The organism is Gilvimarinus sp. 2_MG-2023, from assembly GCF_030547685.1.
In the GTDB taxonomy this organism is placed as follows: domain Bacteria; phylum Pseudomonadota; class Gammaproteobacteria; order Pseudomonadales; family Cellvibrionaceae; genus Gilvimarinus.
Genome location: NZ_JAUOQM010000049.1, coordinates 76,204 through 93,386 on the forward strand (window position 1 = coordinate 76,204; position 17,183 = coordinate 93,386).

General features: G+C 51.2%; 16 protein-coding genes and 1 pseudogene. 5 read left to right on the top strand and 12 right to left on the bottom strand.

Translation table 11 applies throughout. The features are described 5' to 3' along the window. The first annotated feature begins 196 nt into the window (after positions 1–196). Complete coding sequence (locus tag Q4526_RS14630; RefSeq protein ID WP_303603928.1) at positions 197–964, top strand: MBL fold metallo-hydrolase; 768 nt, start codon at positions 197–199, stop codon at positions 962–964. Positions 965–972: 8 nt separating this feature from the next. Here the strand turns inward: Q4526_RS14630 and tpiA are convergent, their stop codons facing one another. Continuing rightward, entirely contained in the window at positions 973–1,731 is a 759-nt protein-coding gene (gene tpiA, locus Q4526_RS14635; protein ID WP_215977841.1) for a triose-phosphate isomerase, read from the bottom strand. A 194-nt stretch (positions 1,732–1,925) separates the two neighbouring features. Between tpiA and Q4526_RS14640 the strand changes: the two genes are divergently transcribed. Continuing rightward, on the top strand, positions 1,926–2,477 hold the full coding sequence (locus Q4526_RS14640) for an isoprenylcysteine carboxylmethyltransferase family protein (RefSeq protein ID WP_215977842.1): 552 nt from the start codon (positions 1,926–1,928) through the stop codon (positions 2,475–2,477). A 42-nt stretch (positions 2,478–2,519) separates the two neighbouring features. Here Q4526_RS14640 and Q4526_RS14645 read toward each other — a convergent pair whose 3' ends face one another. Both Q4526_RS14645 and pbpG read right to left on the bottom strand, forming a co-directional pair. After that, positions 2,520–4,178 (bottom strand): tetratricopeptide repeat-containing sulfotransferase family protein, encoded by a 1,659-nt coding sequence (locus tag Q4526_RS14645; RefSeq protein WP_215977843.1) that lies wholly within the window; start codon positions 4,176–4,178, stop codon positions 2,520–2,522. Positions 4,179–4,192: 14 nt separating this feature from the next. Continuing rightward, the gene (gene pbpG, locus Q4526_RS14650) at positions 4,193–5,089 is read right to left on the bottom strand and encodes a D-alanyl-D-alanine endopeptidase (protein WP_215977844.1); all 897 of its coding nucleotides are present in this window, start codon (positions 5,087–5,089) and stop codon (positions 4,193–4,195) included. Positions 5,090–5,208: 119 nt separating this feature from the next. On the opposite strand from pbpG, the gene Q4526_RS14655 reads away from it, so the two are divergent. Then, on the top strand, positions 5,209–5,748 hold the full coding sequence (locus Q4526_RS14655; RefSeq protein WP_215977845.1) for a DUF2780 domain-containing protein: 540 nt from the start codon (positions 5,209–5,211) through the stop codon (positions 5,746–5,748). Positions 5,749–5,842: 94 nt separating this feature from the next. Here Q4526_RS14655 and Q4526_RS14660 read toward each other — a convergent pair whose 3' ends face one another. Continuing rightward, complete coding sequence (locus tag Q4526_RS14660; protein WP_215977846.1) at positions 5,843–6,523, bottom strand: OmpA family protein; 681 nt, start codon at positions 6,521–6,523, stop codon at positions 5,843–5,845. A gap of 259 nt (positions 6,524–6,782) precedes the next feature. Beyond that, entirely contained in the window at positions 6,783–7,664 is an 882-nt protein-coding gene (locus Q4526_RS14665) for a LysR family transcriptional regulator (protein ID WP_215977847.1), read from the bottom strand. Between the two features lie 208 nt (positions 7,665–7,872). Here Q4526_RS14665 and Q4526_RS14670 point away from each other — a divergent pair. Continuing rightward, positions 7,873–7,992: pseudogene (locus tag Q4526_RS14670) on the top strand (hypothetical protein); the annotation flags it as partial. Positions 7,993–8,042: 50 nt separating this feature from the next. Here the strand turns inward: Q4526_RS14670 and Q4526_RS14675 are convergent. From Q4526_RS14675 to recQ, 3 genes are all read right to left on the bottom strand, one after another. Continuing rightward, on the bottom strand, positions 8,043–8,549 hold the full coding sequence (locus tag Q4526_RS14675) for a protease complex subunit PrcB family protein (protein WP_215977848.1): 507 nt from the start codon (positions 8,547–8,549) through the stop codon (positions 8,043–8,045). An 82-nt stretch (positions 8,550–8,631) separates the two neighbouring features. Continuing rightward, complete coding sequence (locus tag Q4526_RS14680) at positions 8,632–9,159, bottom strand: disulfide bond formation protein B (RefSeq protein WP_215977849.1); 528 nt, start codon at positions 9,157–9,159, stop codon at positions 8,632–8,634. Between the two features lie 65 nt (positions 9,160–9,224). Continuing rightward, positions 9,225–11,375 (bottom strand): DNA helicase RecQ, encoded by a 2,151-nt coding sequence (recQ, locus tag Q4526_RS14685; protein ID WP_215977850.1) that lies wholly within the window; start codon positions 11,373–11,375, stop codon positions 9,225–9,227. 375 nt (positions 11,376–11,750) lie between these two features. Here recQ and Q4526_RS14690 point away from each other — a divergent pair, with 375 nt between their 5' ends. Continuing rightward, positions 11,751–12,308, top strand: coding sequence for a DUF1415 domain-containing protein (locus Q4526_RS14690; RefSeq protein ID WP_215977851.1), 558 nt, complete (start codon positions 11,751–11,753; stop codon positions 12,306–12,308). Positions 12,309–12,566: 258 nt separating this feature from the next. Here Q4526_RS14690 and Q4526_RS14695 read toward each other — a convergent pair whose 3' ends face one another. From Q4526_RS14695 to Q4526_RS14710, 4 genes are all read right to left on the bottom strand, one after another. Beyond that, entirely contained in the window at positions 12,567–13,418 is an 852-nt protein-coding gene (locus tag Q4526_RS14695) for an SPFH domain-containing protein (RefSeq protein WP_303603932.1), read from the bottom strand. 21 nt (positions 13,419–13,439) lie between these two features. Continuing rightward, positions 13,440–13,904, bottom strand: coding sequence for an NfeD family protein (locus Q4526_RS14700; protein WP_215977852.1), 465 nt, complete (start codon positions 13,902–13,904; stop codon positions 13,440–13,442). A gap of 123 nt (positions 13,905–14,027) precedes the next feature. Further along, the gene (locus Q4526_RS14705) at positions 14,028–16,430 is read right to left on the bottom strand and encodes a beta-propeller domain-containing protein (RefSeq protein ID WP_215977853.1); all 2,403 of its coding nucleotides are present in this window, start codon (positions 16,428–16,430) and stop codon (positions 14,028–14,030) included. A 147-nt stretch (positions 16,431–16,577) separates the two neighbouring features. Further along, positions 16,578–17,174: a sulfite oxidase heme-binding subunit YedZ gene (locus Q4526_RS14710; RefSeq protein ID WP_215977854.1), complete on the bottom strand. Its 597-nt coding sequence runs from the start codon at positions 17,172–17,174 to the stop codon at positions 16,578–16,580. Positions 17,175–17,183: the final 9 nt, after the last annotated feature.

Sequence of the window (17,183 nt, forward strand, 5' to 3'; positions counted from 1 at the left end):
ACATTATCGCGGCCATTAACGGCATTGCACACTCGCAGCCGGGGTAGTGCTATTTAAAGCACTTACTCGCTACTGGCAAGCTTTATTTGCTCTCACTCGCATCAACCAGCCTGCTCAACGAGGCTGGCCAGCCGCTTTTTTAGCGCGTAGACTCAGCCCTTATCACACCAACGCCTCTGACCCAAAGGCTGCTTTTATGCTCCGTATCGCGCGATTCTTTCTCGATAACCCTCTGCGTAATTACAACTATTTCCTGTTGGACGAACACAACCGCGCCTTGATCATCGACCCCACCGATGCGGCTTTAACGCTGGAGTACCTCAAAAACCAAAACCTAACTGCCGAGGCGATTTGGATCACCCACGAAGACCTCGACCATATCGGTGGCGCCGATGAGGTGAGTGCCCAATTAAACATTCCCCTTTGGGCGCCTAAAGCCTTTTCGCATTTAATGCAAAGCGCACAGAGTTTTAACGGGAGCGACACACTGCACTTTGCCGGGCAGAGCTTTAGCATCAAACACTTGCAAGGTCATACCCCACATCACCATGTTTTTTATAGCGCGGAGCAAAACCTGCTGATATCGGGGGATATGCTGTTCAATTACGGTATCGGTAAGGTGCGCCAGGGACAACATCAGAAAATGTACGAATCGATTCAATGGTTGGCAGAGCTGCCCGGCGAAACGGTTTATCTGACCGCTCACGATTACGATCTAATCGGCTTGCGCTTTGCGCTGTCACTACAACCCCATAAAACCGAGCTGCACGATAAGCTTGCGCATTTAGAATCCCTAACCCCGGAGCAACGCCCGCTGTTAAACATTGCTGAGCAGCGCCAGCACAGCCCCTATTTTTTACTGGATAATCCCGAAATCCATCAAGCACTTAAACAAAAAGGCATGCCTTGCGACACGCCCTTTGCGGTGTTTAAGTCCATTCGGTTACTGCGCGATGAGTTTTAACCGCGCCGTCAACTTTCAACCTGATTAGCCGCGGCACAAATTTGCGCGAAATGTTCCGGGTCGAGGCTGGCGCCCCCTACCAATAAACCGTCCACATGATTAATCGCCAACAGCTCGGCGGCATTGTCTTTTTTAACACTGCCACCATAGAGAATGTTGACCTCATTAGCGGCCGAGCCCAAAATAGCGTCGAGCTCTTGGTAAATAAATTCGTGCACCTCTGCCACCACCTCAGGGCTGGCCGCTTTACCGGTACCGATAGCCCATACCGGTTCATAAGCAATACACAAAGTTTCACCGGTCAAATCCAATCCATCGAGGGTTTGGTGCAACTGACGGTAGAGAATATCGCGGGTTAACCCCAATTCGTATTGCTGCAGGTTTTCACCAATACACACAATAGGCATCACACCCGCCACCAGCGCCCGCTCGACCTTGGTGCGACAGGACTGGTTATTTTCCAAAAAAACCTGGCGGCGCTCGGAGTGGCCAATCAAACAAAAATCACACCCCACCTCTTTGAGCATTTGCGCGGAGGTTTCGCCGGTAAACGCGCCAGATTCAAATTTACTGATATTTTGGCTGCCAACCATAATGGAGGAATTGCGCAGTACATTGACCAAGCCACTGATGTACACATAAGGTGGAGCAATACCAATGCGGGCATTAAAGTTTTGATTGCGAATGGACGCAACCGACGCTGCGATCAGATCGGTACCGCCATTTAACTTCCAGTTAGCCACCACCAGCGGTGATTTCTTTGACATATTCTCTCCGGCCTCTGCCTAAACAATACTTATCACTCTATTCTAACACAGGCGATGAGGCTGCCAATATTGCCTTTCCCTGAAACAACACTTAAGCCGCACTGGCTGATTTTCTTGAATCATCGGTACACAATCTGCTAAAGTTCGCCGCTTTTACCCTCAGCACTGGTTGCCAGTCATAAAGGATAAACATCATGGCAGATAGCCCTTACCTATGGATATTTGTGGTAACCAGCTTGGCGCTCACTTGGCTGTGTCGACGCCAATTGCGCAATCCCAAATGCCACGGATTTTACCGTTTCTTTGCTTTTGAGCTGTTACTGGTTCTGGCCGTAGTCAATATTCACCCCACTGAGATGGACTTCTTCTCACCCCTTGGCACCATTGCCGGCGGGTTTACCCTAGCTTCTTTGATGGTGGCCTTTCTCGGCTATAAAGCGCTGCAAAAAGCCGGCGTAACCGACCGCCACCAGCCGGAAAACTTTCCGTTTGAAAACACCCAACAAGTGGTTACCTGGGGCATATACGCCTATATACGCCACCCAATGTACGCGTCTTTGATTCTGCTGGGGATTGGTCTGTTGCTACACGGCATAACACCGTTAACCGGAGGCTTACTGACCGGGGTTTGTGTGTTTGTGTGGCTGGCGGCGAAAACCGAAGAGCAAGAAAGCTTGGCTTTTTTTGGCCAGCCCTATGCAGAGTATCAACGCCAAAGCAAAATGCTGGTTCCGCAGGTTATTTAAAGCATCCATCTGCCTCCCCGCACACAATCAAACTTCGGCTCTTTATGCCAGCAGCGGTTTAAGCTCTGCCAGGTGTGAATCATAATGTCGCCAACGCTCGATTGAACCCTGATAGAGCGGGCGCGATGCTTGGTCGTAACTGGCGGTGGCTACCGCCCGCCCGGTGCGATAGAAATCTTCACATCGCTCATCCCACGCCAAGTTACAAAAATTTAAAGCCGCGGCCACCACAGGCTTAAAATCTTGCACCAGTGTTTCGTATTGCAGGGTGTGTAACGCCACGACATTCGCCGTTTTCAGCGCCTGCATCCACGCCTGATAACGCTGGTAATAATCCGCCAAGCTGGCCAAATCGTAAGCGTAATCGTGGGCACCGGAAAAGTACTGAAAATAACAAGACAGACATGTATCCACAGGATTGCGCGTGACGTGTATGATTTTTGCCTCGGGAAAGACCCGACTAATCAACAGTAAATGTTTAAAGTTGTCCGGCATTTTATCAATCATCACTGAAACTTTTTGCCCAGTAGAATTGGGCAGATGTGTTTGATAAATCGCTCGCATTTGAGCGATATCAGGCGCGGTTAGTTGTGCAACACCCTCCGGATAGCCATAGCCCTGCGCCTGCATAAACTGAATAAGATGAGCTACCCCTTGAGTTTCACCGGCGCCTTCCACCTGCGGGTGGCTGGCCAAAATCTGCTCGGTTAAACTGGTGCCCGAGCGCGGCATCCCGACCACAAAAACAGGCACGACACTCAATGTGTCATGCTCACGTTTGGCCGGAAAACAATCGGCACCGTCGAGCGCCGCTTGCAGTGCAGCAAAAAACGTTTGCGTTGCATCGGCGCGATAGCCAATAGCCGCCGCCCGGTTGGCCTGTCGATACACCGCAAAAGCTCGGTCGTAATCCGCCTGCTTGTCCAGTATTTTGCCCAGAGTAAATAAACCCAAAGCTCGGTCTGCGCCTTGCAGCCTATCGCTTTGACACAGGCGTTCTAAACACTCAATGGCACGCTCGGCCTGAGCATTTTTTTCCCACACCTCAGCCAATACCAAGACACTTGATGCCGACAATTCCTCGAAATTATCTTGCCAGTGGGCGAGCAGATCCTGCGCGGCCTGCGGGTTATTGCGGCGCAGTAAAACCCGCGCCTGCCCGGCCAGTGCCGATTCGTACTCGGGGCTTGTTGTTAACACCTGTAAGTAGTGAGTCTCGGCCCGGTTGATATCACCCAGCTCTAACCATAAATCGGCCAGTAAACTTTGCACCTCAAACAGGGTCGGCAGGCGTTGGAAAAGCGGTTGCAAAACATCAATCGCCGCTTGGTGCTTACCCTGCCCCGACAACACTTTTGCCAGGTGTACGTGGCCATCAACATGTTCTGGGTTTTGAGCGGTGGCGCGGCTTAAATATTGTTCGGCCGCCACTAAATCCCCTGCCGCCGCCAAGGCCATACCTGCCAGAAAAAGGGCGTTGTGGTTATTCGGGTTGAGGGCCGCTAAACGCGCAAAACACTGAGCCGCCTGGGTGTACTGTGCCACTTGGTAACTGCACATACCCAGTAAATGTAAAGCCTCGGATTGGTCGGGCACCTGCTGGCATACTTGCAGAGCCAGTTGCCCCGCTAAGCGCCAATCACCGGATTGATAGAGCGCTTGAGCCCGTTGCAGAGTCTGCTTTAATTCAACTTCATCCACGCAGGAGCCTCATTTTATTGTGTGGCAACTTGCACTTTAGAAAGTTGCTCGGCTTTATCCTTCTCGTAACGCGCGGCGGCCGTTGCCACCTGGCCACTGGCAGTGCCACTGAGCCAGCGACGAGTTCGACCGGCATCCCCCAGAGGGGTGCGTTTGCCAAACGAATCGAGAAAAACAAACCCGGTGGGCTTGCCCTCAACATTGGCCACCATCACTAAGCAGCGACCCGCCTCACTTAAATAACCAGTTTTGCTCAACAGTACATCCCAGCGTGAACTGCGCACTAAAGGATTGGTATTGGCATAATAGAGCGAATAGCCCGGCTGGGTAAACCAAACGTCATGCTTGGAGCTGGTGCTAATTTGACGAATAACATCGTACTGAAAAGCCGCCTTGAGCATAAGCATTAAATCATTAGCGGTGGATACATTTTGCTCAGACAATCCACTGGAGTCGACAAAATGAGTATGCATCATTCCTAGCTTGTGAGCTTTTTCATTCATAGCATTAATAAAAGCGTCATAGCCTCCGGGGTGGTGGCGTGCCAATAAATACGCCGCGTAGTTTTCCGACGACATCACGGCAATATGCAGAAGATCTTTGCGTTGGGCGCGAGACTGGGGACGAATACGCGAATAGGCATTGGCCGCAGCGGGAAAATGCCGCTTGCTGACCTCTAGCCGTTCGTTTAAATCAGCACCGGAATCCAGTACTACCATTGCCGTCATAATCTTTGTCACAGAGGCGATAGGCATCACCCAGTCAGCGCGCTTGGCGAATACTGGGGTATCACTGCCGAGCGGGCTTACCGCCGCACTGACCGAGGCCAACCGAAGCGGAGACTGTACCTCTGAGGCTTCCACCAAGGGCATCAGTAACAAGACCATCAAACTAAAAACACAACGCAACATCTATCCACCCAGACAACGGCAAAAACGCAAGGTTAACATGAATCATCCGCCATTTCTGGCGCTTTATCGCAAGCTCTAGAGGCTCCGAGAGTAAAGGAAATTATTGCAGAGCCGGTCACATGGGCGCAAAATACCCCCTCGAACGAGTGGCGCGCACTGCCACCTTAATGACCCGCGAGCATACTAACCGCTCGCTACCCTATGGAGTAGAAATGAAACCATTACTGATTGCTTTTTTATCATTGTTTGTTGCCCTGAACGCTCAAGCCTTTGATTTGGGTGATGTCGATAAGGCTTTAGGTTCAAACAATGAAAGCAGCTTACCCACAGGCTTACTGTCGAGCCTGACCGATTCATTGGATATTAGCTCAGAGCAAGCCGCAGGCGGCACTTCAGCGCTTTTGGCAATGGCGGCAAATAACTTATCGGGTGATAACGCCTCATTACTGGGTGATATTATACCAACGGGTAGCAGTGGCGGGCTGACCTCACAGCTGGTCAATCAGATCACAAGTATGGATGGTGTGCAGAGTGCTTTTGAAGGCCTGGGCATGGATCCGGCCTTAATCCAACAATTTACCCCGATCGTCATGGGTTATATCGGAAACAACGGCGGCGGCGATCTGCTGGGTATGCTGGGCTCATTGTGGGGTAACTAAAACGCGCCTACACTACGCAAAACAAACCGGCGAGTTTGTAAAAACTCGCCGGTTTGGGCAATCGTTCAGTATTGGCTTGATTTAGCCGTCGCAATTAACGCGCACTGATATTCATTCCCCGCTCTTGCTCTAGATTAAACTTCACCACTACACGGCGATTCATTTCACGGCCTTGCGATGTACCGTTATCAGCCACAGGGTTACTCTCACCATGACCATCCACGTTCCAATTGGTAACCTGCACCCCTTCAGACTTTAAGTAATCAGCGACACTGCTGGCGCGCTCATCCGATAAGGTCTCATTGTATTGATCGGGGCCGGTGGCATCGGCATAGCCATCTATCTCTGCCCGCAGACTTACATCGTCAAACTTTTCAGCGGTTTCCACCAACTCAGCAAGCTCATTGCGAGCGCTACCGGTCAGCTCCGATGAATCAAAAGCAAAACGCACAGTGGTATCGATAGGGAAAGCCGCCAAAGCCGGATTGGGCTTTTCTGGTGATTGTGTTTGTTCGGCGTTGTCATAAGCTTGAGCATCAGACGAATCCGCCTGTGTATTGGTATCGGTGTCGGTGTCTTTTTTCACCGCGTGAAAGCCCGACTGAGCTGCACTCACATTATGACCGTCTTTATCGGTTTTCATATGAACCAGCTCATATTCAGACTCTTCATTGGCTTCGGCATTAGCATTGCCATCAGTGGTGCTGCAACCGACTAAAGCGACTGTAGAAGCGGCCGCAGTCATAGCCAACCAAAATTTATTGCGCTGTTTCATGGTGCTCTCCTATTCATAAAAATGTTTATCTGAGAGCATTAAAGCGAGGACTGTGCCAAGTGTAATTAAAAAATAAAGATGCCGCTTTACCCAGTTATAACAGCCTCTTTTTGTGACTTGCGTCTATTTTATTATTGAAATGTTTCGAGCCATTGCGATAAAAACACACTGCAAAGTATGACAAATCTGTAGTATTTCCAAATATTTTTACCAAGTTGCAATGCCACCAAATTTACATATAGATAATGTCTATTTACCTTTACGGTGTTGCGGCTTGACTGATAAACGCATCAATATAATCGGTGGCTCGGTCTGCACTGCGCACACCGACGTATATCTGTTTATGTAATTTTTTCTCGCCCAAACTTATCGCTTTAATAGGCAAGCTTGCGGCATATTCCTCAACCAGCCAGCCCGGCAATGCTGCCACGCCTCGCCCAACCGCTACCGTGTGCAATAAAATATCGGTGGTCTCTATGGTTTTGTGGCTGCGCGGTGCAACACCCGCCGGCAACATAAAATGACTGAAAATATCCAACCGCTCTACCGGTACCGGATACGAAATTAATACCTCGCTCACCAGTTGCTCGGGCCGCACAAAACTCTGCTGCGCCAGCGAATGACTATCGGCCACCACCAACACCTGTTCGTATTCGAACACAGGGGTAAACTCGACACCAGGTTTATGCAGCGGATCGGGGGTGACGAGCAAATCAATATCGTGTCCAAACAATGCGGCCATGCCACCGAATTGAAATTGCTGTTTAACGTCGACATCTACCCCCGGCCAGGCCGTTAAATACGGCCCCACGATTTTCAGTAACCACTGATAACAAGGATGGCACTCCATGCCGATGCGCAACACTCCCCGCTCCCCTGCGGCCATACGAGCAATCACATCTTCGGCATGCTCCAACTGTGGCAGCAAGCGCCCGGCGAGCCCTAACAAATATTGCCCGGCTTGAGTCGGCCGCAAGCGGCGGCCTTCACGCTCCCAAACTGGCGTCCCGAGCTGCTGTTCCAGCTTTTTAATGGCATGACTCAACGCCGATTGAGTCAAGTGCAAACGATCAGCGGCTGCGGTCAGGGAGCCATCTTGTTCTACTGCCCGCAAAATAGCCAAATGGTTGCGCTCTATCATGCCCTGCCTCTTAATCTCAAACTAAAAGATGAATACACTTCATCAAACAATGAAATAATACCATTTTTAATCATATCAACCACCGCCGACACTGATCCCTTATTGACTAGGAGGCCAAGATGGCAAAGGCTCATAATTTGAGGCTTCCCCGCATAGGCGCTAAGCGCGCGAACGCATTCCCGCTAAACGGTTTTGAGTAAACCCTGACTGCGGCTTAAAAACCCATCAGTGGAATGAGATACTGCCCGCATTGCGATATATGGCAATTGCAGCCAGAACTTTGCGCCCAAGTGGCCAAACCCAAAGCCAAGAAACAAGCTCGGCGTAATTCAAAAGCCCGCCTGCCATATCTCACCTACGGTGAGATATGGCAGGCCGTTAGCCGCAACTGTTGACCACGTCCCCGGCAAAGGTTACCGACTTATCGGTAGCCTCAATTGAGATAAAACAATAAGGGTAACGTATGGCAGTGTTTGCCGAGCAGGTTTGCGGCTCACCCTCTTGATAATTTACTTGTAACGCACCGTCTTTTTCAATGATATTCAGCACATCGATAAAGTGCCCGCCTGAAGGTTTCATACCGGCGTGCAGCACAATCACCTGTTGTGTGGAAAAGTCCACCGCTGGCGCTTCTTCCTGACTGTTTAAATCGGTCGCCAGATACCTTTCTCGGTATTCGTGCTCGTTATCAATCACCGCAAAATAGGGATCTTCGTAGGAGGTATAACCAGACACCGCGGGGCAGTCGATAGCCGTAAAGGGAATGCTCATATCACCAGCACCGGAATCTGAGCCGCAGGCGCTCAGCATACCAGCGGCCAGTAAGGCTAGTGTAAGTCGAGATGTTCGCAACAAGTGACGATGCACGTGCTTTCTGTAGTCCATGGCTTTTCCCATAAAATCCGTATAAAAATTAAATTTACTATAGGTAAAGTCAAGCGCACTACTGTAGCGAAGTAAAAAGTTGTTATCGCTTCGGCAAGTAAAAGCAGCCTAGTAATGCCAATAACATGGTCGCAATCAATCCGGCGCTAATCATTATCAAGCCGTGAGTCATGGAAATGGGCCCCAGCACCAGTGGCGTGGCCTGACATAAATCTTCCACTTTAAACAGAGCCGGCAGCCAAGCATCCAATGGAGCCCAGCCGGGGAAGTTGGCTTTAAAGCCGCAGGCACTGCCGTGGCCAATATTATATTCAACTTTGACTAAGCCCCAGGTTTCCCACGCTAAACCCAAGCTTAAAACAAGGCCCGTCAAGCTCGCTATGACCCGGCCCCAAAACCACCGCTTTAATACCAACGCCAAAACTGACACTACAAAAATCGCCGCCACCCAAACCCGCACGTAGATACACATTTCACACGGGTAGTAGTGTTCAACATACTGAAAATAGAGAGCGCCGCCTTCCAGAGCGAGCATGGCGGCGGCAACGGCCAGCCAAAAATAGCGGCAAGAGGCTAAGCTGAGCGCTCGCTGCGCGAGTGTTGTATTCATTTTTCTTCGCCTATCTAATAGTCTAGTCAGTCGGTCAATAATCAAAACTTTAGCTTTGCTGGCACTTAATGCACCGTCTCACGCACAATAACCGCGCGTACACAGCGCAGCACACCATAATCGTAAGCTCCATCAAGCGCATCATAGACCGGCTTGAGTTTAAAGGGTTCATCGTCGTGCGCCAGCATAACATCGAAGATGGTTTCCAGCTCTTGCTCGGGCAACTCCACCACCTCAGCCACATCCAGCTGGCCCTGCTCAATTAATCCGGCCAAATGGCCATAAACAGTGGTGGGGGTCAACTCGCGCTGGCGGGCGATGTCTTCAATGGTCATGCCGGCTTTAAACAAAGCAAAGGTTTCATGCTCGGTGGCTTTTACATTCTCGGCGCTACCGGCATAATCGGCTAAGCTTTCGACATGCTCGGTAATGGCAGTGATAAACGCATCACCATAGTGTTCTAGCTTGCTGGCGCCCACGCCCGAAATGCGCGCAAACGCATCTAAATCCTGCGGTTGTAAGCTGACCATTTCCATTAGGTGCGCATCGTGAAAAATCATATAGGGCGCAATGTCCTGCTCACTCGCCAGCGCTTTGCGCAATTCGCGCAGCTTGTCCCACAGCGCGCGATCTGGGCCGGTGATACCCTTGGCCGCTGGGCTGCTTTTCGACTTGCGCCCAGAGTCGACTTTTGTGTCTTTACGCAGTTCAATACTTTGCTCCCCTTTTAACAGCGGGCGACATTTTTCGGTGAGCAACAAGCCACCGTAACCGGCGACATCCACCTGCATTAAGCCGCGCGCTACCAACTGGCGAAATACCGAGCGCCACTGATTCACATCTAATTCTTCACCGATGCCGAAAGTGCTGAGTTTATCGTGACCGAACTGGGTCACCTTCTCGGGTGTTTTACCCAGCAGTACGTCTATCAAATGATTAACACCAAAACGCTGACCGGTGCGGTAGCAAACGCTGAGTGCTTTTTGCGCGACCACGGTGGCATCATAGGTTTGCGGCGGAATTAAACAGGTATCGCAATTATTGCAGGGGCCGTGTTCCGGCTCACCAAAGTACGACAACAGCACCTGGCGTCGGCAACTGGTGATTTCACACAAGCCGAGCATGGCATCGAGCTTGTGGTTTTCGGTGCGTTTGTGAGCGTCTGAGCCCTGGGACTGACTCATCATTTGTTTTAGTTTTAAAACATCCTGCACACCATAGGCCATCCACGCAGTCGCGGGTTGGCCATCGCGGCCAGCGCGGCCGGTCTCTTGGTAGTAAGCCTCGATGCTTTTAGGTAAATCCAAGTGCGCCACAAAACGCACGTCGGGTTTGTCGATACCCATACCAAAGGCAATGGTGGCAACGATGATAACGCCCTCTTCTCGCAAAAAGCGCTCTTGGTGATTTTTGCGAGTCGCCGCCGGCAGGCCTGCATGGTAAGGCAGTGCGGTAAAACCTTGCTTACTCAACCAAGCGGCGGTTTCGTCTACTTTACGGCGCGATAAGCAGTAAACAATGCCCGCATCCTCTGGGTGCTCGTTGTGTAAAAAACGCAATAGCTGTTGACGGGCGTCTTGTTTTTGCTCAATACGGTATTGAATATTGGGCCGGTCAAAGCCACTGACAAACTGCGCGGCATCCTCTAATTGCAGACGAGTAATAATCTCGGCGCGAGTGCGGTCGTCGGCAGTGGCCGTTAACGCCACTCGCGGCACATTAGGAAACTGCTGATGCAGCAAGCTTAGCTGTAAATAATCCGAGCGGAAGTCGTGCCCCCACTGCGACACGCAATGCGCTTCATCAATGGCGAACAACGCCAACGGCAGCTCCTGCAGCATCTCCAAGGTACGCGGTTGAATTAAACGCTCGGGGGCGACGTATAAGATTTTGACCTCACCTTGGCGCAAGCCTTGCTCAATGGCACGCACCTCATCAAACGCGAGGCTGGAGTTTAAATACGCGGCGCTAATACCCAGCTGTGCCAGCGCATTCACCTGATCTTGCATGAGTGCAATCAGCGGCGAGACGATAATCGCCACGCCCTCGCGCACTAAGGCCGGAATTTGGTAGCACAGGGATTTACCGCCGCCGGTGGGCATGAGCACCAAGGCGTCTTGCCCGGCAATAACGGTCTCAATAATCTCGGCTTGCGGGCCTCTAAAGGCCTCGTAACCAAAGGTGCTTTGCAGTGTTTGTAGGGCTGTTTGAGTCATGCGGGGAGTTTAGCAGCTTTAGCCCTTTCACGAATGAGACATAAGATTAAAAAACCGACCACCTAATTAATAATAGTTATTATTTGCATTAAGGTGCTTTTAAGCTACAAACAACGACCAACCGTTTGAACTAACCGATGAGCGCATCGAACACTGGGTAACACAATTCGTAACCGAGTGCGCCATAGCCAGCGCCGCTTGTCGATATTGCTTATTCGCCTCTCACAGAGGTTAATGCTTGGGTGGAAATGCTACTGGCCATGGACGTTGCCCATCGTCAAACCTGTCATTAGCGCCGCCATTGCTTTCGAACCAACAGAGCGACTATAGTGCTGCTATTAGGGCACAGGGCCCATAAATAGGGCGAAAGTAAGTGTGAACAAGCTAGCAACCAGCAGTGTTATTGCCGAGACAAAACAGTGGTTCGAAACCGTAGTACTCGGACTTAATTTATGCCCGTTTGCCCATCAACCAGCCAAACACCAGCGTATTCGTTTTGCCGTGTTTGATGAAACCGACGAGTTTGGGCTATTTGAGGTACTCGGCGCCGAGGTGGCCCGGTTGGACGAGGCGGACATCAGCACATTAGAAACCACACTGCTAATACTGCCCGAGGGTTATGAGGACTTTTACTTTTACACAATTACGGTGCAGCAAGCCGAAAGCTGGCTAAACAAGCAAGGTCTGCTGGGGCGGTACCAAATAGCTCACTTTCACCCCGATTATCAATTTTCTAACACCGACTATGACGAGCGCAGCAACTTAACCAATCGCTCGCCCTACCCTATTTTGCATTTACTGCGCGAGCAAAGCTTAACCAATGCGATTGATAACGGTGCCGATACCGAGTCTGTCCCGGAGCGTAACATCGAGCGGATGCAAAGTTTAACCGAGCAAGAAGTTGCTACACTGTTCTCGTATTTAAACCGTTAACATTGCTGAGGCCGCGTTTATATACAACGCGGCATGCCATCCCAAAAGCTTTATCTCACTCGACCAAGGTGACCACCTGCTCACGAACAGTAATGATGCCCAGTATGTAGCCTGCGTGGGCTAGTCGGTAGTTGACAACAGATGCGTAGATTTACGGGTAGCCATCAGCCTTAACGGCTCGGAGTATTGCTTTAGCAGGCTAACATCAATAAAAGTGTGGAAGAGAAAGGGCCAATGGTTATTGGCCCCAAAAGATGTTTAACTTTTGCCAAACATACCTTTAAAGGCGTTGGCGAGATCGGCGGGGTAAACCACGGTTTTGGAGTTGGCGGAGGTTGATAAATCGCCGATGGACTCAATATATTTTTCCCCCAGCAGATACATCACAGGCAGTTCATCGCCACCTTTAACCGAGTCAGTTACTACTCGAATCGACTGTGCCGACGCGTCGGCCAACACAATTTTTGCCTCAGCGTCGCGGCGCGAGGCTTCCAGGCGACCGTCGGCCTCGAGAATAGCGGCTTGTTTTTCCCCTTCGGCACGAGTTACCGCGGCGCGCCTTTGACGCTCGGCAGCGGCCTGTTCTTCCATTGCCTGCTGCATGGTAGGCGATGGGTTAATGTCCTGAATCTCAACGGTTTTGAGAATAATGCCCCAATCGGAGATGTCATCAGAAATGGAGGCTTTTAACTTGGCCTTAATTTGATCGCGCGATGACAGAGCCGAATCCAACGCCATTTCGCCAATAATCGAACGCAGTGAGGTTTGAATCAGGTTTTGGATAGCGATGGTGTAGTTTTCTACGCCGTAGACGGATTTTTCCGGGCTGACGATATTAATATAAGCCACGGCGTTGGCTATGATTACCGCATTATCGTAGGTGATTACATCCTGCGAAGGGATATCCAACACAATATCTTTGGTGGTGACTTTATAGGCCACGCTATCGAAAAATGGAATAATGAGATTGAGCCCTGGGGTGAGGGTCATGTGGTAGCGCCCCAAGCGCTGCACAACGTCTTTGCGCCCTTGTGGCACAATTCTAACCCCACGGGTAATAACAAAGAACGTTAAAAAAACAATGGCACCAACGGTAATAAGTGCGTCCATAATTGATATCCTTTCTATTGATTATTGGTGAAGTGTTACCACAAGATCGTTGCCAGACACATCCTTGACTACCACGCGATCTCCCGCACTGAGATCATCCGAGCAGATAAAGCGCCACTCATCTTCACCCAAAATAGGTGCCGAAAAGCGCAACTGACCGCGTCCGGTGGAAGCGTTAAAAACCAAGACGATGGCGGTTTGACCCAGCAGCTTTTCATAGGCCATACCGCTGCGGGTTTTATCTTTCATACGCGGAGCCACCCAGCGAAACCAGGCGACGAGACATGACATGGACAGAACCGCCCACAGGAACAGCTGGGCGGCCAAATCGAACGGCAGGAACAGACTGAGCACACCGACCACAATGGCGCTCACCCCCAACCACAACATAAAAAAGCTGGGTAAAATGATCTCTAACGCGGCCAGAGCAAAACCTGCTACCACCCACGCCCAAGCAGGCAAACCCGAACTTACCCAGTCTTCCATTGCGATCTCCTTGTAGGCACCTTCAATACTACAAAGACACCCTATGATTATTTCTCAAGGAGTATACATCAAATACACCGCCACAAAGCTGTAATCGGCAAAACCACTATAGCTCAGCCGGCGTCAGGTAAGCGGAGACATAGCGGTTTGCACGTGGCACAGATCGCGCGATACCACAATTCCCGCCAGTGCTTGCGAAGCATAACCGGCAAGTTCGACGGTAATGTCGTAGGTACCCGCGCGCTCCTGCGCGCCCTGGAAATAGCAGCTGCCCCAAGAGGAGTCTATCTGAGTTAATGTCTCTTGATATTCACCATCGGTGGCGGTAACACTGGCGCTACAGGCATCAGCTTCTTCCGCCCACACATTGACATGAAGACCGTAACGCAGCTCTTCAGTGCAAGCGATCGGCTCACCGCCAACTGGTAATGAGGGGTTGCTGGCATCGCCCCACTGGGCAGCCCAGACTTGGTTGTTATGCGCATAAAAAACAGCATCATCATGCAACAACCCGCGCCGGGGCCCGACGCCACTATCCCACTGTTCGCTGCCGACGGCTTCAGCCACCAGCGTGCCTTTATCCAGCATGGTGGCGGTATCACCCTGTAATCCCTGCAGCTCCAGCATCTGCAGGCCGCTATACTGCCAGGTGGCGTACGCCTGGTCGACTCGGGCCTGTACTTTTACCGGAAAAGCTACCCGTAGGTTATCTTCGGTGTCGGCTAAAAAGCTCAGGGCGCGCAAGTCGTAGAGCGCTTCGCTGCTACTGCCCTGTTGGCCAATATTAACCTCGCCGGCCAAAGTAGGTACACCCGCCTCCACCTGTATCAACTGCGCTTTAATTCCGTCGGTCCAGCCCGAGATGGAGTCAACATTTTGCCCAAGGGTAAATATATATTGATCGTTGATTGGATGAATATAAGTGGCAAACCCCGGCACCTCTAGCTCGCCGCTGATTTTAGGGTCCAGCGGGTTGGTCAAGTCCACCACATAGAAGGGATCAACCTGTCGAAAGGTGACGATGTAGGCTTTGTCTTGAGTGAAACGTACAGCGTAAATATCTTCTCCCGGTTTGCCGATGGCTTGGGACCGGTTGGCATTGGGCAACTCGGCGATCGTATCCAAACTCTGGCCACTTTGCTCTAACACAAACAAGTGGTGGGTCAACTCGCCCTGCCACTGGCTGGTTACCACTCGGAGCTTGTCGTGCGCTTGATGCACCCGAAAAGGCGCACGACCACGCAAGGTGCCGCTGACCGCACCGGTGGCGGCGTACTCTGGCCCCTCAGCGGTTAAATTGAATTTATGTAAGGTGGTCGTCTCGCCCTCACCCGACCAATTTGACCCAGTAATATAAAGCGCATCGGTGCTCATGGTCATATCATCCACCGCCGTGCTTAAGCACTGGCTGGCCAATACCGACTGGCTGGACAAGTCGATAGCGGTGATATTGACCACCGAATAATAGCCCGTATGCTCATCCACCGAACTCTGTACCAAGCATTCCTCGGTAAGCGGGGCTTCAACTGAGCCTACGCGATAGCCCGGTAATATGTCGGCAAGACTCGCCTGAGCCAATACCTGCTCGTTGTCGGCTCGCGTATTTTCTTGGTCGTGCTCTAAGTGCAAGTCATTCAACCAAGGGTCAAAACGGGACACTAAGTACAAGGTATCGCCAATCTGCCGACTATTAATTAAGGCACCGTCAATACTGATGCTGTTCTCCAACTGGGGCAAGGCGGGGTTGCTGACATCGATAAACTCCAGCCGAAATTCGCTGTTTACCGGCCCCGGCCAAATATCCGCGGAAAACACAATATCAGGTGCGCCCCCCGGCATCAGCGGGTAAATATTGCCCCACTGATTGCGAATAGCAATCACATGGCTGGCAAGGTCGGCCTCCTTGTGTAAATACAGAGATGTCGCCTCCCCCCAATCACTTTCGGCGAAGCTGTAGCTTCCCGCTAATTGCGCCGATGGGGTGTCGGGATCAGTGGCAAAGACTTGAATACCGGGCAGATTCGAGGCGGCATTTTCCGGCACATAGGAGACAAACCAATGTGCGCCATCGTATTTAGCCACATCGGCCTCATCCACACCGGCGACATGGACATTGGTATCGGAGTAATCGCCTGCGCCATCATTACTGCCTTCGACTGGTGAGGCAGAAAAATCTACTTCTCCGCCCACCCCTTTTTCAGGGTAAAATCCACCGGTTTGCAGGCGAAAACCGTTGGCTAGGTAGTGGGTTAAATCCTGCCCTGCTATCGGTTGCAGTGGTTTAGAGTCGACCTGGGCGGGCTTTAAGGGTTCATAGTCGACAGGCTCTGAGCCGCCGCTTCCTACAGAGCTTCCCTGACTCGAAGAGCTGCTACTTCCAGCGGGGTCACTCCCTCCAAGGCTGCTCAGGCTCGAAGAACTTCCATTTCCACTGGGGTTAGTCCCCCCTGGAGTGTCCGAGCTTGAAGACCCACCACAGGCTGACAACCCCAGCGTTGCCACTAAACCTAATACCAATACCCGCATTTCACACCTCCCATGGCATTCACGAGAAAACCTTACACTGATTGAGGTAAGCTTAACTTGTTCAACAATGAAAACTGTGTGTTTTTGTAAAAACGACGAGCAGGCGACCAAACTACCTCAGCGCTATTAGATTTGAGGGATACGGTGTTAGAGAGCTTTCTTGCGGGCCATTTTTTGCCGCCAATACAGCCGATACCCCAGCAATAGCGCGGCAAGAATGCCATAAATAACCGCTTCAAAATAACTGGAGCGCACCTGCCAAAGTACATGCACCCAAGCCAAACCAAGCGCGACATATACCAGCCGATGCAAAGACTGCCAGCGTTTACCCAAGCGACGCATCATCGCCTTGGTTGAAGTTGCCCCTAAAGCGATTAGGATCAACACCGCCGGAGCCCCGGCGGTAATATAAGGGCGCTTAACCAATTCGGCAAAAAAACGACTGAAATCTAACCCTAAAATAAACACTAAATAGGAGGCCACGTGGCACAGAGCATAGAACAGAGCAAATAACCCCAGCATACGCCGGTGTGGCATTAACCAGCGCCACTTGGCCGAGCGCACCAAAGGTGTCACCGCCAAAGAGGCAAACAAAAAGTAGATCGCCCACTCACCGGTAAACAGCACGATGGTTTTTGCCGGGTCGGCCCCCAACTGCTGGCTTATCGTTCGATAAAAAATCCAGCCAAAGGGCGCCAGCGCTACCATAAAAATAAAAAGTCGCCGCCAAGTTACTGCTTTCATACGTTCTGC

Coding starts and splice junctions, on each gene's coding strand:
- Q4526_RS14630 (WP_303603928.1), top strand. CDS start 197: ATGCTCCGTATCGCGCGATTCTTTCTCGATAACCCTCTGCGTAATTAC.
- tpiA (WP_215977841.1), bottom strand. CDS start 1,731: ATGTCAAAGAAATCACCGCTGGTGGTGGCTAACTGGAAGTTAAATGGC.
- Q4526_RS14640 (WP_215977842.1), top strand. CDS start 1,926: ATGGCAGATAGCCCTTACCTATGGATATTTGTGGTAACCAGCTTGGCG.
- pbpG (WP_215977844.1), bottom strand. CDS start 5,089: ATGTTGCGTTGTGTTTTTAGTTTGATGGTCTTGTTACTGATGCCCTTG.
- Q4526_RS14655 (WP_215977845.1), top strand. CDS start 5,209: ATGGGCGCAAAATACCCCCTCGAACGAGTGGCGCGCACTGCCACCTTA.
- Q4526_RS14660 (WP_215977846.1), bottom strand. CDS start 6,523: ATGAAACAGCGCAATAAATTTTGGTTGGCTATGACTGCGGCCGCTTCT.
- Q4526_RS14665 (WP_215977847.1), bottom strand. CDS start 7,664: ATGATAGAGCGCAACCATTTGGCTATTTTGCGGGCAGTAGAACAAGAT.
- Q4526_RS14675 (WP_215977848.1), bottom strand. CDS start 8,549: ATGGACTACAGAAAGCACGTGCATCGTCACTTGTTGCGAACATCTCGA.
- Q4526_RS14680 (WP_215977849.1), bottom strand. CDS start 9,159: ATGAATACAACACTCGCGCAGCGAGCGCTCAGCTTAGCCTCTTGCCGC.
- recQ (WP_215977850.1), bottom strand. CDS start 11,375: ATGACTCAAACAGCCCTACAAACACTGCAAAGCACCTTTGGTTACGAG.
- Q4526_RS14695 (WP_303603932.1), bottom strand. CDS start 13,418: ATGGACGCACTTATTACCGTTGGTGCCATTGTTTTTTTAACGTTCTTT.
- Q4526_RS14700 (WP_215977852.1), bottom strand. CDS start 13,904: ATGGAAGACTGGGTAAGTTCGGGTTTGCCTGCTTGGGCGTGGGTGGTA.
- Q4526_RS14705 (WP_215977853.1), bottom strand. CDS start 16,430: ATGCGGGTATTGGTATTAGGTTTAGTGGCAACGCTGGGGTTGTCAGCC.
- Q4526_RS14710 (WP_215977854.1), bottom strand. CDS start 17,174: ATGAAAGCAGTAACTTGGCGGCGACTTTTTATTTTTATGGTAGCGCTG.